Genomic DNA, 14,904 nt, shown 5'->3' on the forward strand with positions numbered 1-14,904 from the left:
TGACGGGCGGTCAGTCCAGGATCTTCTGCCCGCCGGTGACGCACTGGCCGGCGACGAACGCCGAGCTGCTGATCGGCAGCGCCGGGCCGAGCTGGCCGAGCAGGCCGGACGACGCGCAGGTCTGCAGCGGCACGATGTCCAGGACCTGGTTGCTGAGCAGCGGGAGCACTGCTGGGTTCTTGCGCTTCTGGATGGTGCTGTTGCTGTTGTAGCAGTCACCCAGCACGGTGGTCGGCGACGTCACGGCCGCGGACACCCCGACGATCGATGCGGTCGAACCACAGACCTGAACCGCCGCGGCGTTCACGACCGAGCCGCTGAGCAGCGACACCAGGCTCTGCGGCCCTTCCTGCGCGCTGTCCTTGGGCGCGGCGATGAACGTGTTGGCGTTGGAGCAGTCGCCCACCACGGTGGCGGGTGAGGCGATCGCGGCCGTGACGCCGGCGATGGCCGCGTTCGAGCCGCAGACCTGGATCGGCAGCGCGTTCACCGAGGTGTCGTCCAGGATCGAGATGACCCCCTGCACCTGGTTCTGCCGGATCAGAACGTTGCCGTTGGCACAGTCGCCCAGCACGGTGTTCGGGGAGCGGAGGGCGACCGCGGCCGATACGACCTGAGCCGATGCGGAACCACATGCCTGCCACGCACCGGTGGTCAGCGCGCTGCCGTTGGCGATGGAGATCAGCGGCTGGCGCACCTCCCGCTGGGGGCCGCGGGCGACGTCCTTGACGGTCTTCACGGCAGCGAGCGCCTGTCCCGCGGCCTGCTGCACCGCCGCCTGCTTCAAGGTGGTCGCGGCGGTCCTGACGGGATCCACGTGCGCCGGTCCGGCCGCGGGCGCGGCGGTCGCCGCCGAACCCATCACCGCCACCGTAGCGAGCGCTCCGGCCGCGACGACCCCGGCCTTTCCTATCTGCATCGTCACTCCTTGTAGGATTTCTGGCCGCCGGCGCCCGAGTCGCAGGCACACGTCAGCGCGGCATGAGTTGTCGTTGGCGAGCATTCGAAGGGGCGAGTCGCGCTGGCGCGACCCGCCCCGTCCGCCGTGCCGGTTCAGCGACTAGTCGATGACCGTGTTGGCGTTGTAGCAGCTGCCGATGACCGTGTTGGGCGAGGTGATCGGAACCGCCGCGGCGATGATGTTCGCGCTCGTGGAGCCGCAGGACTGCAGCGGGAGCACGTTCAGCGAGGTGTTGTCCAGGGCGGAGATGACACCCTTGGGGTCGTCCTTGCTGATCTTCACGTTGGCGTTCTTGCAGTCACCGATGACGGTGTTCGGCGAGGTGATCGGGATCGCGATCGCCAGACCGTCGGGCGAGGTGGAACCACAGGCCTGGGCCGTGATCAGCTGCACGGCGGTGCCGTTCAGCGCGGAGATCAGGCTGACCGAGTCCTGGTCCCACGGCGCGTCCCAGCCGCCACCGCGCGCCTGCGGGGCGACGCGGGCGTTGGCGCGGTTGGCCCACGCGCTGCGGTTCTTCAGCGCGCTGACCTTCTTGACCAGGGCCTGCCGGGCCTTGTCCATCGCCAGGGACTGACCCATCGGCATGGCCTCGGTGCGAGCCGACTCCTGCCAGTGGTCGTCGTTGTCCCACTCGTCGTTGCCGTTGATCTCGATGTTGCTGTTCTGGCAGTCACCGATGACCGTGTTCGGCGAGGTGATCGGCACCGCGAGGGCGATGACGTTTGCGTCCGTCGAGCCGCAGGACTGAATCGACGCGATGTTGACCGCCGAGTCGTTGCCGACGCCGAGGATCGCCGCCTGCTTGTCGGTCTGCTTGATCTTGACGTTGGCGTTGGCGCACGCGATGTCGTTCTTGTGGCCGTAGCCGTCGTCGTGACCGAAGCCCGAGACCACGGTGTTCGGCGAGGTGATCGGCACCGAGATGCCCACCACGTTGCCGCTGGTGGAGCCACACTGCTGGAGGGCGGCCACGTTGACGACCGTACCGTTGAGCAGCGCGACGACCGACGCCGAGTCGATGTCCCACGGCGCGTCCCAGCCGTTGTTGTCGAAGCCGCCGCCGCGGGCGAGCTTCAGCTGGTTGGCCCCGACCTGGCGCATCGAGGTGGTCTTGCCCTCGGTGGTGGAGGCACCGGCCTGGGTCAGCGCAGAGGCGTCCGTGCTGGGCGCCGCAGCGGCAGGAGCCCCCATGATCGCCATCGTAGCGAGAGCGCCCGTGGCGACGGCTCCGGCCTTCTTCATCTGCATCGTCACTCCTTGTGCGACTTTGGAACCTGCTATGCCCTCATATCGGGCGAAAGCGGCAAAACACTGCACTTGGGGTAACGATGGGTAGATTGCCCAGTTACTACGGCTCCAGGCCTTTTGTCGGCAGATCTTTGGCCGACCGTGCACCCCCGCCAACCGAACAGCCATAACCCACACGAGCGACGGCGCATCCCCGCCGGAGACCACCTCCATGATCGCCCGACTTGCCCGGAAAACGCGCGTATCTTGGCCCGCCGGTCGCCCACCTGCCTGGCAAGTCGGGCGATCTTGGCTCGGGCAGGGCCGCGACCGCCGCAGCGAGCAGCGCCACGGTGCAGGTTCCTGGAAACTGCACGAACCGTAGGCTGGATTCCTGCACTTTCCTTGAAACTGCAGGCCGGTGGCCGCCGCAGGACCGTGTCTGCGGCGGGGGCGGGTCAGCGGGTAGGGAGGAGGGTGGCAGCGTCGCGGAGGGCGCGGTCCATCGTGGTGAAGGCCATGACGGGCGGGTCGGCCAGCGGGAGCCAGGCGGACTCGGAGGACTCGTCGGGGTCCAGGCGCAGGTGGGCGCCGGCCGGCAGGGTAGCGAGGAAGAAGCAGTCGAGCACGGGCAGGCGCTCGCCCTGGAACTCGTAGTCGCCGACGTACATGCCGACGAACGCGCCCAGCTCGACGTCGACGCCCAGCTCCTCGCGGGCCTCCCGGCGGGCCGCGTCGGCGGGTTCTTCCCAGGCGTCGCAGAAGCCGCCCGGCGTCTCCCACAGCCCTTCGCGGGGCGGCCGCGAGCGGCGCAGCGCCAGGAAGCGCCCGGCGCCGTCGAGCACGATCAGGCTGGCCGTCGGGCGGGCGTTGAGGTACTGCTCGTACCCGCAGGTCCCGCAGACGGACGGCGGCGCGGCCGGAAGGGCCGCGCCGCAGCGGAAGCAGTGTCCCGCGAACGTCACTTCTTCTTGCCGCCCTCGGGTGCCTCCGAGGTGGACAGCGCGGCGATGAAGGCCTCCTGGGGCACCTCGACCCGGCCGACCATCTTCATGCGCTTCTTGCCTTCCTTCTGCTTCTCCAGCAGCTTGCGCTTGCGGCTGATGTCACCGCCGTAGCACTTGGCCAGCACGTCCTTGCGGATCGCGCGGATCGTCTCGCGGGCGATGACCCGGGAGCCGATGGCCGCCTGGATCGGCACCTCGAACTGCTGGCGCGGGATCAGCTTCTGCAGCTTGGAGGCGATCGTCGTGCCGTACGTGTACGCCTTGTCCTTGTGCACGATCGCGCTGAACGCGTCGACCGGCTCGCCCTGCAGCAGGATGTCCACCTTGACCAGATCGGAGGCCTGCTCGCCGCTGGGCTCGTAGTCCAGGCTGGCGTAACCCTTGGTACGCGACTTCAGCTGGTCGAAGAAGTCGAAGATGATCTCACCGAGCGGCAGCGTGTAACGCAGCTCGACGCGGTCGGCCGACAGGTAGTCCATGCCCTGCAGCACGCCGCGACGGCCCTGGCACAGCTCCATCACCGCGCCGACGTAGTCGTTGGGCGTCAGCACCGTGGCGCGCGCCACCGGCTCGTACACCTCGGCGACCTTGCCGTGCGGGTACTCGCTCGGGTTGGTGACCGTGATCTCCTTGCCGTCGTCGGTGACCACGCGGTACACCACGTTCGGCGCGGTGGCGATCAGGTCGAGGCCGAACTCGCGCTCCAGCCGCTCCTGGATGATCTCCAGGTGCAGCAGGCCGAGGAAGCCGCAGCGGAAGCCGAAGCCCAGCGCCGCCGACGTCTCCGGCTCGTACACCAGGGACGCGTCGTTGAGCTTCAGCTTGTCGAGGGCGTCGCGCAGCTCCGGGTAGTCCGAGCCGTCCAGCGGGTAGAGGCCGGAGTACACCATCGGCTTGGGGTCCTTGTAGCCGCCGAGCGGCTCGGTGGCCGGCTTGGCGTTCAGGGTGACCGTGTCGCCGACCCGGGACTGCCGCACGTCCTTCACACCGGTGATCAGGTAACCGACCTCGCCGACGCTGAGCGACGGCGACTTGATCGGCTCCGGGGAGATGACACCGATCTCCAGCAGCTCGTGCACCGCGCCGGTGGACATCATCTTGATCCGGTCGCGGGCGTCCAGGCGGCCGTCGATCACGCGGATGTAGGTGACGACGCCGCGGTAGACGTCGTACACCGAGTCGAAGATCATGGCGCGGGCCGGGGCCTTCGGGTCGCCGCCGGTCGGAGCGGGCAGCTGCCGGACGATCTCGTCGAGCAGGTGGGACACGCCGTCACCGGTCTTGCCGGACACCCGCAGGCAGTCCTCCGGCTCGCAGCCGATCAGGTGCGCGAGCTCCTCGGCGTACTTCTCCGGCTGCGCCGCGGGCAGGTCGATCTTGTTGAGCACCGGGATGATGGTGAGGTTGTTCTCCATCGCCAGGTACAGGTTGGCCAGCGTCTGCGCCTCGATGCCCTGGGCGGCGTCCACCAGCAGGATCGCGCCCTCGCAGGCGGCCAGGCTGCGCGACACCTCGTAGGTGAAGTCGACGTGGCCAGGCGTGTCGATCATGTTGAGGACGACCTGCTCGCCGGCCCGCTCGCCCTCGCGCACGGTCCACGGCAGGCGTACCGCCTGGCTCTTGATGGTGATGCCGCGCTCGCGCTCGATGTCCATCCGGTCGAGGTACTGCGCCCGCATCTGCCGCGGGTCCACCACCTCGGTGATCTGCAGCATGCGGTCGGCCAGCGTCGACTTGCCGTGGTCGATGTGGGCGATGATGCAGAAGTTGCGGATGGCGGCCGGGTCAGTGTCGCCGGGCTTGTTCGATCCGAGCAGCGGAGGCACGGTGATCCGTTCTATAGGGCGTGAGGCGCGGAAAGCGGGTCGCTGGCGACGGGCCGCGTTCGGCGTGAGGCGGTTATTGCCGCCCCTATGATCCCACGCCCGCCGACCGTGCCGAAGCGGGCTTCAACGTTACCGCCGCAGGCGCTCCGGCGGCGGGCTCGCTCAGCAGCGGCAGCCCTCGTTCGCGGGCCAGCCCAGCACCAGCGCGCTCAGCCGGGGCAGCCGGTGGCGCATCTGGTCGTCGTCCTCGAAGTCCCAGTCCTCGCCCGCGATCGGCGCCTTCGCCGTCTCGGGCAGCACCAGCTCCGCCCCGGCGACCTCCCGGAACGCGTCGGCGGCCGCGTACCCGACCAGTTCGGCGAAGATCGCGCTGTCGTCGTCCCACTCCACGGCCTCGACCACGGACGGGTGCCCGGCCAGCGCGTCCGGGTCGGCCAGCGCAGCCTCGTACCACTTGCGGCCCGCCGCGATCAGCCCGCTGCGGAAGTCGACGAACGCGTCGTCGGAGCAGCCGCCCCCGATCAGGTGCGCGGCCCCCCACAGGTCGTAGCGGTCGGCCGCGGCACGCAGCTGTTCGAACCGCGTCGCGAACCCGGCGATGTCCGCCAGGCTCAGCGCCGACAGCCGCGCGGTCAGCGCCTTCGCCAGCCCGGTGCCGTCCTCGCCGATGTCACCCTCGACGTCCGTACGCGCCTGCTCGATCAGAGCCCAGAACCGCTCGATGTCCACGACAGCACAGTCTGCCACCCGGACCCCGCCCGCCCTCGATCTACGAGCGGGTGTCGCGTCCCATCACCCGGAAAGGTCACCCGGCCCGGCCGCCACCCGGCGGCGCGCATGATCGTTGTTTGCGGTCGGAAAGTGCGGTGCGACTTCACTTTTCGCCCCGAAACGACGATCATCAACCGCCCCGCAGAGGCGGTGAAGGCGGGGCGGTAGGCTGTCCGGGTCGGGCACCGCGACGGGTGTCACCTCGGCCTGTTTTGGCCGATGCCCAGGCCACCTGGTAACCTGGCACGTCGCGGCTGGTGCTTCGTTGCGCCGGCCCATCCGAACCAGTCAACCGAAACGAGCAGGACGAGGCTGTCGCGTGGCGAACATCAAGTCCCAGATCAAGCGCAACCGGCAGAACGAGAAGGCCCGGCTGCGCAACAAGTCGGTCAAGTCGTCGCTGAAGACCGCTGTCCGCAAGTTCCACGAGGCGAGCGCCGCCGGTGACGTCGAGAACGCCACCGCGCTGCTGCGCGACGCCTCGCGCAAGCTGGACAAGGCCGTCAGCAAGGGCGTGATCCACAAGAACCAGGCGGCGAACCGCAAGTCGTCGATCGCCAAGAAGCTGGCTTCGCTCTCTGCCTGATCGTCGCAGCGTGCCCTCCGGCACCGCCAAGACATCACCTGATGCCCGGCTCCCCAGGGGAGACCGGGCATCGGTGTTTCCACCGCCCTCCCCCGCCGGGCCCGCGCCGCGCCGCGCTGATCATGAACCTATGGCACGGCTCAGCGGCGTGTCGGTGGCACAACTTCATGATCGATGACGCACGCGGACCGCGTGTCAGGTGACCATGAGTTTGTGGACACGACTCGCCGTCGAGCCGTGCCATAGGTTCATGATCAACGCGGCGCTGCGCGTGGCGGGGCGAGCTACTCGTAGCGGTGAGCGGCGGACTGGCGGGCGCGCTGTTCCGCCGTGCTGAGCCAGGGCTCGTCGGCGTCCGGACCGGTCGACGCGGGCTGTGCCGGCGCACCGTGATCAGGCAGCCCGGCGTACGTCGGCTGGTCGGCATACGCGTCGGAGGCGTGGATGCCTTGTCCGCCGTACACGGTGTGGTCGGCGTAGCCCCGAATGCCCTGTTCCCCGGCGGTGGTACGGCTCGGGTAGGGGTCCTGGAAGCCGTTGCCTGGACGGCTTTCCGGCGACGGGTCGTGGTACCCGGCAGCGCTCGGGAATGGGTCACGCTCGTCATCCGTGAGTCGGTCATCGCGCCGGGGCGGCTGGGTGTCCTCGGCCGGGGCGGCCACCCGCAGCCGCACGGTCGGCTGGGCGAGGGCCCGTCGCGTGGCGGACTTCGGCCGGGTCGCCTGGCCACCGGACCGGGTCGCCGCACCGCCCGACCGGGTCGTCGCACCCGCGATGACGTCGTTGAGTTTCACCATCACCGCCACCGAGGCGGGCAGCACGGCCACCGCCCACCAGCCGGTGAGCTCGGCCAGGGACAGCAGGACGGCCAGCGCCACGGTGCCCTCGAAGTACAGGAAGCACAGCAGGCTGCTCGGGCGTACGTACTGCAGGCCCAGGACCCGGGCGTACAGCGGCCGGTTGCGCGCCTCCTCGGGACTGATGCCGGCGCGCCGGGATCGGACACCCGCTGTCATCGCCCACCTCCCGCCTGCTTGGCCTGCGCGAACGCCACGATGGCGCGTTCCAGCGCGTAGTCGCGGTCTTCCTCGCCGCCCTTCACGGCGGCGTTGCAGTCGGCAGCCGCCCGCATCGCGAGCACCAGCGCGTCCGGGGTCCAGCCGCGCGCCTGCCGCTGCGCCTTCTCGATCTTCCAGGCGGGCATGCCGAGCGTCGAAGCCAGCTGGTACGCGTTGCCGCGCCCCGCCGAGGCGACCCGCGCCACGGTGCGCACGCCGTCGGCCAGCGCGTCCGCGATCGGCACCGGGTCCACGCCGCTGTGCCGGGCCCAGCGCAGCGCCTCCAGCGCCGCCGGCACGTCCCCGGCGACCGCGGCGTCGGCGACGGCGAACCCGCTCACCTCGGCCTTGCCCCGGTAGTAACGCGCCACCGTCGCCTGGTCGATCCGCCCGCCGGTGTCGGCCATCAACTGCGAACAGGCCGCCGCGAGTTCACGCAGGTCGTTGCCGACGGCCTCGATCAGCGTCTCGGCGGCGTCGGTCGCGCAGCGCCCACCGAGCCGGCGCACCTCGCCGGTGACGAAGTCCACCCGGTCGCGGTGCTTGCTCAGCTTCGCCGCGGACACCACGGACGCGCCCGCCTTGGCCAGCGAGTCCGCCAGCGCCTTGTTCTTCGCGCCGCCCGCGTGCGCGACGACCAGGCTCACGTCCGGGTCGGGCGACTTCGCGTAGTCGAGCAGCACCGCCGACACGTCCTTCTTGGCGTCCTGCGCGGCGCGCAGCACCACCACCCGGACCCCGCCGAACAGCGACGGGCTGAGCAACTCGGCGAGCTCGCCGACGAGCATCGTGCCCGCCTCCACCTCGCGGACCTCGGCCGCCGGATCGGCGGCACGCGCCTGCGCGGCCGCGTCGGCGATCGCGCGCGCCACCAGAAGCTCCTCGTCGCCCAGCACGAGGACCACGGGTGTCAGGACGGGGGACGGAACCTGGCTCACCACCTCGCTATCGTCGCACGTGCGAACTGGCACCCGCCCACCGTCACTCCAACGGGCGCGTCGGGAGCACGACGGAAAGCTTGCCCGCGTCGAGCACCACCGCGAGGTCGCCGCTGACGTCGGTGCGCTGCACCCGCGCGCCCCGCCCCGACAGCCGGGCGAGCACGGAGCCGCTCGGATGCCCGTAGTCGTTGCCCTCCCCCACGCTGACCAGGGCGATCCTCGGTGCGACAGCGTCCAGGAAGGACGGTTCCTGGAAGGCGCTGCCATGGTGGGCGACCTTCAGCACGGCCGCCGACACGTCCACGCCCGCCGCCAGCAGCGCCTGCTGCCGCTCGGTCTCGGCGTCACCGGTCAGCAGCACCCGCACCCCGCGTACCGTCGCGACGAGCATCAGGGAGTTGTTGTTCGGGTCGCTGCGGGTGCCGCGTTCGGGCGGCGCGGGCAGCACCTCCAGCCGTACGTCGCCGACGGTCCAGCCACCGGACTCCGGGGCGTCCGACACCGGCACCCGGTGCGCGGCGGCGGCCCGGGTCACCGCCTCCCGACCGGTGGCGGGTTCCGGCCAGGGCGTGCTGACCAGAGCACCGACCCGCCGCCCGGCGAGCACCCCGTCGAGGCCGCCGATGTGGTCCACGTGGAAGTGGCTGACCAGCAGCAACGGCACCTCGTCCACGTCCAGCTCGCGCAGGCAGCGGTCCACGTCGCGGGGCTTGGGCCCGGCGTCGACGACCACGGCCGCACCGCCGCCCGCGTTGAGCACGGTGGCGTCGCCCTGGCCCACGTCGCAGGCCACGACCAGCCAGCCGTCGGGCGGCCACCCGCCGGTGAGCACGCGCACCGGCAGCGCGCCCAGGACGCCGGCGAGCGCCACGACGGCCGCCAGCCGACGCACCGCGGGCCGCCGGAAACCGACCATGAGCAGCACGGTCAACCCGGCCAACAGCAGCGCGCCCGGCGGCCCGCCTGGCCACGGCAACACCCCGGCCGGCACCTGCGCACCGACCCTGGCCACGGTGACCAGCCACCACGCGGGCCAACTGCCGAGCCAGGCCGCGAACTCGGCGCCGCCCGGCCACACCGGCGACAGCAGCGCGGCGGCGACTCCGGTGACGGTCGCGGGCGCGATCGCGGGCACGGCGACCAGATTCGCGGGTACGGCGACCAGGCTCAGCGTGCCGCTGATGCCCGCGACCACCGGGGCGCAGGCCACCTGCGCCGCGGCGGGCACGGCCAGCGCCTCGGCGGCCCCGCCCGGCATTCCCCGGCGGCGCAGCGCGTCGCGCATCGGCGGCGCGAGCAGCAGCAGCCCGGCCGTGGCCAGCACCGACAGCGCGAAGCCCGCGTCGGCGGCCAGCTCGGGATCGACCATCAGCAGCACCGCCGCACCCGCCGACAGCGCGGGCAGCGCCGCCCGGGACCGGCCCGAGGCGAGCGCCAGCAGCGCGATCCCGCCCATCACCGCGGCCCGCAGCACGCTCGGCGACGGCCGGGCCAGGATCACGAACCCGACCACGGACACCGCGCACACCACGGCGGTCAGCCGCGGCCCGGCCCTGGTCCGCCGGGCCAGCAGCAGCACCGCGCCGGTGACGATGGCGACGTTGCTGCCCGAGACGGCCGTCAGGTGAGTCATCCCGGTGTCGCGGAACGACTGCTCGACCGCCGGATCCAGGCGACTGGTGTCGCCCACGACGAGTCCCGGGAGAAGGCCGCCGGTGGCGGCGTCCAGCGGTGCGCAGGCCCGTTGCAGACCCGCGCGCAGGCCGCCCGCCGCCCGCTGCGCCCACGACGCCTTTCCCAGCAGCTCCGGTGGCCGTTCCGTGGACAGCACTGCGGCCCGCAGGTCGCCGCCCCGGGACGGGCCGAACCGGGCGGGCACCCGCACCCGCTGCCCCGGCAGCAGCCCCGCCCAGCCGTCGCCGCTCGCCAGCACCAGCACCCCGACGTCGGCCCGCAGGTCACCGGCCTGCTCCAGGTCCGCCGCCACCACCCAGGTCGCCGGACGGCCGACGATTCCGGGCGACTGGCGCGGATCATCACGCACGACCAGCGTCACCGTCACCGATACCCGCCCGACCACCAGAGCGGTGATCTCCTCGGCATCTCTCGCCGCCAGCCGCGCCCCGGTCGCCGCCGCCCCGCACACCACCCCGAGGAAGGCCCCCGCCACGATCCACCGCCACGAGCCCTGCCTCGCTCCCCCGGCCTGCCGCCGAACCATCCACCGCCTAGGCTCACGGCCGCGCGGCCACATTCCTGACCACCAGACCGGCAGCGGCACCCCCGACCACCCGTTCAGCGAACGCGCCACCCGGCGTGAACCGGTCCGACCGGCCGCAGCCAGCGTCGCTCCGAGCGCGCCCGCTGCGCCGAGCACGAGGGTGACGCCCAGCCCCGTGAAGAGCGCAGCGAGTGAAGCCGCCCAGCAGCCCAGCGCGAACGGAGCCAGCCGCAGATCGGGGCCGTCCGAGTTTCGGTGCGCCGGTCCGGCGAGGCCCTCCATCAGACCGTCACCAGATCTTTGAGCTGGGCAAACTTCGACTCGCCAATGCCCTCGACCTGGCGCAGGTCGCCGACGCTGCGGAAGTCGCCGTGCCGGGCCCGGTGGTCGAGGATGCGCTGCGCCAGCACCGGGCCGACCCCGGGCAGGGCGTCCAGTTGGGCGAGCGTCGCGGTGTTGAGGTTCACCGGACCCGCACCTGGTCCCGCCCCAGCGGCCGGAGCCTCCGCACCGGCCATGCCCGGCACCCCGATCGCGATCAGCTCGCCGTCGGTGACCTTGCGGGCAAGGTTGACTGCGGACAGGTCGGTGTCGGGCAGCACCCCACCTGCGGCCTCGATGGCGTCCGCGACCCGAGCGCCGGGCGGTAGCCGAACCAGGCCCGGCTTGCGTACCCGCCCGGTGACCGCCACGACCAGCGTCGCCGCCGAAGTTGAGGCAGCCGGCCGTCTCGATTCCGCGACGGGCACCGTCACCGGTTCAGGTGCGGGCTCCACGGACGGACGCGTCTGCCAGGCCAGGTATGCCGCGACGGCTACCACCAGCGCGGCCACCACCGCCAGCGCCCGCAGTCCGCGCCGCCCCGGATCGAACGCCGCACGGCCGGGCAGCGCGCTCGGCGGGGTGTCCGTGGTCGGCAACCCATCGGCGTCCGGTGCTGCGGTGCCCGATGGCACGGCCGCATACACATGAGCGTCTCGTAAGACGCTCGGGTCCGACGGCGACGTCTTCGGAATGGTCCGCGACAGTGCGAAGTCCGGCAGCACGTCGAGAAATGGCGCGTCGAGAGCGTCCGACCAGGGCGGGGGCGCGAGCGGCAGCCGGGCCGGCGATGGGGACTGGGCGAGCACGCGATGCAGCCGGTCGAGGTCGGCCTCGACGGGCGGCGGCTTGCGGGAGGACGGCACGCGGCCACGCTAGGGGCGGGCAGGCAGTGGGCGTACGCCTCAAATCTCTTGCCTGTGGACAGCGCGCCGCTTGTGGACAACCGCCTGATCAAGCCTCCTGCGTGCTATGGCGGACGCCCGGGATCATTCCTTGTCTGGCACGAACGTGCCGCGTCCTGGCACGCCAATCACGGTGCCCTGTGTGCGTAGCACGATCATCACGCGGGAGATGGTCCCGTCACTGACGTTGTAGAGGTCCGCCAGCGCAGCGATGGTAGGCAGCTGGGAACCGGGCGGGTACTCCCCGGACTGGATGCGGGCGGTGATGTCCTGCGCGATCTGCGTGGACGACATCGGGATGGCTGGCATGACTCTTCCTCGGGTCGGCTCTCCGAGTCGATCACGCCTGGTTGATTTAAAGCAACTAGGTCTTGAACCTCTTCAACCTCTTACAGTAGGTTGCAGAGGAGTCCCGGGTCGGCATATCCAGGGCTCGCGTGACGGGCTGGCATCGCACCCCAATCCGTCTCGTCCAGGGGTGCCCCGCCGTACGTGACAGCTGACTCCGTGCGGCGGGGCTTCATCGTTTGGGGTGGTGCCGTGCGTACCTCGTACATCGAGCCGATCACCGACAAGCGGGCGGCTTTCCTCTACAAGGAGTTGCACCGCCACCGAAACAGGAAGCGGACGGGCCGCTGTCGTGTCTGCTCACACGCGGACTGCTCGGCAGCCCGGCAGGCGACGGCGGAACTGGCCATGGCCGGGCGCGACGCCACACAGCCGCATGCCCGGCACTGGAGGATCGTCCGGCAACTGCGCCGACGCCGCTGACGCACGCCGGGACCGCACAGGCGTACACCCTCAATTCTCTTGTCTCCCGACGGCGGGCCGGTGCCGGACAACGACCTGATCACGACCCAGGCGGTGTAACCGCCTCAGCGCATCGCACCGATCGTCCGATCACGACCGACGACATGGCGCACGTTCTATAAACAGTTTTGACGTTACGAATCATCGATCGCTGTTAACGACTCTGCCGCAACGGATTCATCCGCTCCTAGGTTCTGCGTCACCCCTACGCGGTCGGTGTCATCGGGACCCGGCCGCGCAGTGGGGATCTCTGGGAGGAGAGAACCTTGCGGCATCGAGTCTCCGCTCTCGGCTTCGCGATCATCGTCGCGTTCGCCGGGGCGCTCGGCGCGGGTGGGACGGCCAACGCCGCTCCCGCCGGGGCCGAAGGCAGCATCATGTACGCCGACAGCCCGAGCGCTGTCGCCGACCGCTACATCGTGGTCTTCAAGGACTCCGCGGTGCCCGCGAGCACCGTCGGCACCAAGGCCCGTGACCTGGCCGGCCGCTTCGGCGGCAAGGCGCGCCACGTCTACACCGCCGGTCTGCGCGGCTTCTCGGTCGGCATGACCGCGGCGCAGGCGCGCAAGCTGGCCGCCGACCCCGCGGTCGCCTCGGTCGAGGCGGTGCAGCGCATCGGCGTGCTGGACACCCAGAACAACCCCCCGAACTGGGGTGACGACCGGATCGACCAGGCGAACCTGCCGCTGAACCAGGCTTACACGTACCCCACCAACCCGGGTCAGGGGGTGACGGTCTATGTGCTCGACACCGGCATCAACGCCAGCCACGTCGAGTTCACCGGCCGCGTCAAGCAGGGCACGGACATGGTGGACGACGACAGCTCGCCGACGGACTGCCACGGACACGGCACCCACGTGGCCGGCACCGCCGTGGGCACCAGCTACGGCGTGGCCAAGAAGGCCTCCGTCGTGGCCGTCCGGGTGCTGAACTGCCAGGGCAGCGGCACCAACGACGACCTGATCGCGGGTATCAACTGGGTGCGCACCAACGCCCAGAAGCCGGCCGTGGTGAACTACAGCATCGGCTGCCAGAGCCGGTGCACCAGCCAGGCCATGGACAGCGCCGTGTCGAGCCTGATCTCGTCGGGTGTGCAGTTCGTCCAGGCGGCCGGCAACTCGTCCGACGACGCCTGCTACTACAGCCCGCAGGCCGTCGCGGCGGCGGTCACCGTCGGCAACACCAACAGCTCCGACGCCCGCAACAGCAGCAGCAACTACGGCTCCTGCCTGGACATCTTCGCCCCGGGCACGAGCATCGTGTCGGCGTCGTACTCCAGCAACAACGGCAGCGCCACGATGACGGGCACCTCGATGGCCTCGCCGCACACGGCCGGCGCCGCCGCGGTGTACCTGGGCCTGAACCCCAACGCCACCCCCGCCCAGGTGCGCGACGCGCTGGTCAACAACGCCACCACCGGCAAGGTCACCTCGCCGGGTTCGGGTTCGCCGAACCGGCTGCTCTACACGGGCTTCATGAACGGCGGGACGAACCCCGACAACCCGTCGGTCACCAACCCGGGTAACCGCAGCGGCGTCGTCGGGCAGGCGGCCAGCCTGCAGATGCAGGCCAGCGGCGGCACGTCGCCGTACACCTGGAGCGCGTCGGGTCTGCCGGCCGGGCTGTCGATCAGCTCGTCGAGCGGCCTGATCTCGGGCACCCCGACCACCGCGGGCACCTCGAACGTCACGGTGACGGTCACCGACTCGGCGAGCAAGACCGGGTCGACGAACTTCACCTGGACGATCACCACCGGTGGCGGCGGCTGCACCGCGGCGCAGGTCGTCGGCAACTCGAGCTTCGAGAGCGGCACCACGCCGTGGACGGCCGACACGGGCGTCGTCGGCGCCTGGTCGAGCTACGGCTACCCGGGCAAGACCGGCACCCGTAGCGCCTGGCTGGGCGGCCAGGGCCAGACCCAGACCGACTGGGTCCAGCAGTCGGTGACCATCCCGGCGAGCTGCACCAGCGCCACGCTGCGGTACTGGGTGCGCATCAGCACCGCCGAGACCGACGGGCAGATCTGGGACCGGCTGACGGTGACCATGGGCAGCACGACCGTGGCCACCCAGACCAACCTCGACGCCAACTCCGCGTACGTGGAGAAGGTCGTCAACGTCAGCCAGTTCGCCGGGCAGACCGTGACGCTGAAGTTCAACGGCGTCGAGGACCAGTCCCTGCAGACCAGCTGGGTGATCGACGACGTGACGATCAGCGTCTCCTGATCCGGGGGGCCTCTTGATCAGGAGGCCGACGGGGGGCCGAGC

12 protein-coding genes and 1 pseudogene are annotated in these 14,904 nt (G+C 71.0%); 3 read left to right on the forward strand and 10 right to left on the reverse strand.

Translation table 11 applies throughout. The features are described 5' to 3' along the window. Positions 1-10: 10 nt before the first annotated feature. The 5 genes from ACFQO7_RS07505 to ACFQO7_RS07525 form a co-directional block, all read right to left on the reverse strand. On the reverse strand, positions 11-919 hold the full coding sequence (locus tag ACFQO7_RS07505; protein WP_376805732.1) for a hypothetical protein: 909 nt from the start codon (positions 917-919) through the stop codon (positions 11-13). Positions 920-1,060: 141 nt separating this feature from the next. Next, positions 1,061-2,212, reverse strand: coding sequence for a hypothetical protein (locus tag ACFQO7_RS07510; RefSeq protein ID WP_376805733.1), 1,152 nt, complete (start codon positions 2,210-2,212; stop codon positions 1,061-1,063). Between the two features lie 437 nt (positions 2,213-2,649). After that, a complete protein-coding gene (locus tag ACFQO7_RS07515; protein ID WP_376805734.1) occupies positions 2,650-3,156 on the reverse strand; it encodes an NUDIX hydrolase in 507 nt (168 codons plus the stop codon). Beyond that, complete coding sequence (lepA, locus tag ACFQO7_RS07520) at positions 3,153-5,024, reverse strand: translation elongation factor 4 (protein ID WP_360533528.1); 1,872 nt, start codon at positions 5,022-5,024, stop codon at positions 3,153-3,155. The genes ACFQO7_RS07515 and lepA overlap by 4 nt, the downstream gene beginning before the upstream one ends. 162 nt (positions 5,025-5,186) lie before the next feature. Continuing rightward, on the reverse strand, positions 5,187-5,753 hold the full coding sequence (locus ACFQO7_RS07525) for a DUF4240 domain-containing protein (protein WP_376805735.1): 567 nt from the start codon (positions 5,751-5,753) through the stop codon (positions 5,187-5,189). A gap of 361 nt (positions 5,754-6,114) precedes the next feature. On the opposite strand from ACFQO7_RS07525, the gene rpsT reads away from it, so the two are divergent. After that, positions 6,115-6,381 carry a 30S ribosomal protein S20 gene (rpsT, locus tag ACFQO7_RS07530; protein ID WP_360533534.1) on the forward strand — a complete coding sequence of 89 codons (267 nt, stop codon included), beginning with the start codon at positions 6,115-6,117 and terminating at the stop codon, positions 6,379-6,381. Positions 6,382-7,133: 752 nt separating this feature from the next. On the opposite strand, the pseudogene ACFQO7_RS07535 reads toward rpsT, so the two are convergent. From ACFQO7_RS07535 to ACFQO7_RS07555, 5 genes and pseudogenes are all read right to left on the reverse strand, one after another. After that, positions 7,134-7,397: pseudogene (locus ACFQO7_RS07535) on the reverse strand (hypothetical protein); the annotation flags it as partial. Continuing rightward, positions 7,394-8,377: a DNA polymerase III subunit delta gene (gene holA, locus ACFQO7_RS07540; protein WP_376805771.1), complete on the reverse strand. Its 984-nt coding sequence runs from the start codon at positions 8,375-8,377 to the stop codon at positions 7,394-7,396. The gene holA and the pseudogene ACFQO7_RS07535, both read right to left, overlap by 4 nt. 43 nt (positions 8,378-8,420) lie before the next feature. After that, positions 8,421-10,883: a ComEC/Rec2 family competence protein gene (locus ACFQO7_RS07545; RefSeq protein WP_376805736.1), complete on the reverse strand. Its 2,463-nt coding sequence runs from the start codon at positions 10,881-10,883 to the stop codon at positions 8,421-8,423. Then, positions 10,883-11,788, reverse strand: coding sequence for a helix-hairpin-helix domain-containing protein (locus ACFQO7_RS07550; protein ID WP_376805737.1), 906 nt, complete (start codon positions 11,786-11,788; stop codon positions 10,883-10,885). The genes ACFQO7_RS07545 and ACFQO7_RS07550 overlap by 1 nt, the downstream gene beginning before the upstream one ends. Positions 11,789-11,911: 123 nt before the next feature. Continuing rightward, positions 11,912-12,136 carry a winged helix-turn-helix domain-containing protein gene (locus ACFQO7_RS07555; RefSeq protein WP_376805738.1) on the reverse strand — a complete coding sequence of 75 codons (225 nt, stop codon included), beginning with the start codon at positions 12,134-12,136 and terminating at the stop codon, positions 11,912-11,914. Positions 12,137-12,367: 231 nt separating this feature from the next. Here ACFQO7_RS07555 and ACFQO7_RS07560 point away from each other — a divergent pair, with 231 nt between their 5' ends. Further along, a complete protein-coding gene (locus ACFQO7_RS07560) occupies positions 12,368-12,598 on the forward strand; it encodes a hypothetical protein (protein WP_376805739.1) in 231 nt (76 codons plus the stop codon). A gap of 305 nt (positions 12,599-12,903) precedes the next feature. Continuing rightward, a complete protein-coding gene (locus ACFQO7_RS07565) occupies positions 12,904-14,862 on the forward strand; it encodes a S8 family peptidase (RefSeq protein WP_376805740.1) in 1,959 nt (652 codons plus the stop codon). Positions 14,863-14,904: the final 42 nt, after the last annotated feature.

Origin of the sequence: Catellatospora aurea (genome assembly GCF_042663325.1) — a bacterium.
GTDB classification, from domain to species: domain Bacteria; phylum Actinomycetota; class Actinomycetes; order Mycobacteriales; family Micromonosporaceae; genus Catellatospora; species Catellatospora aurea.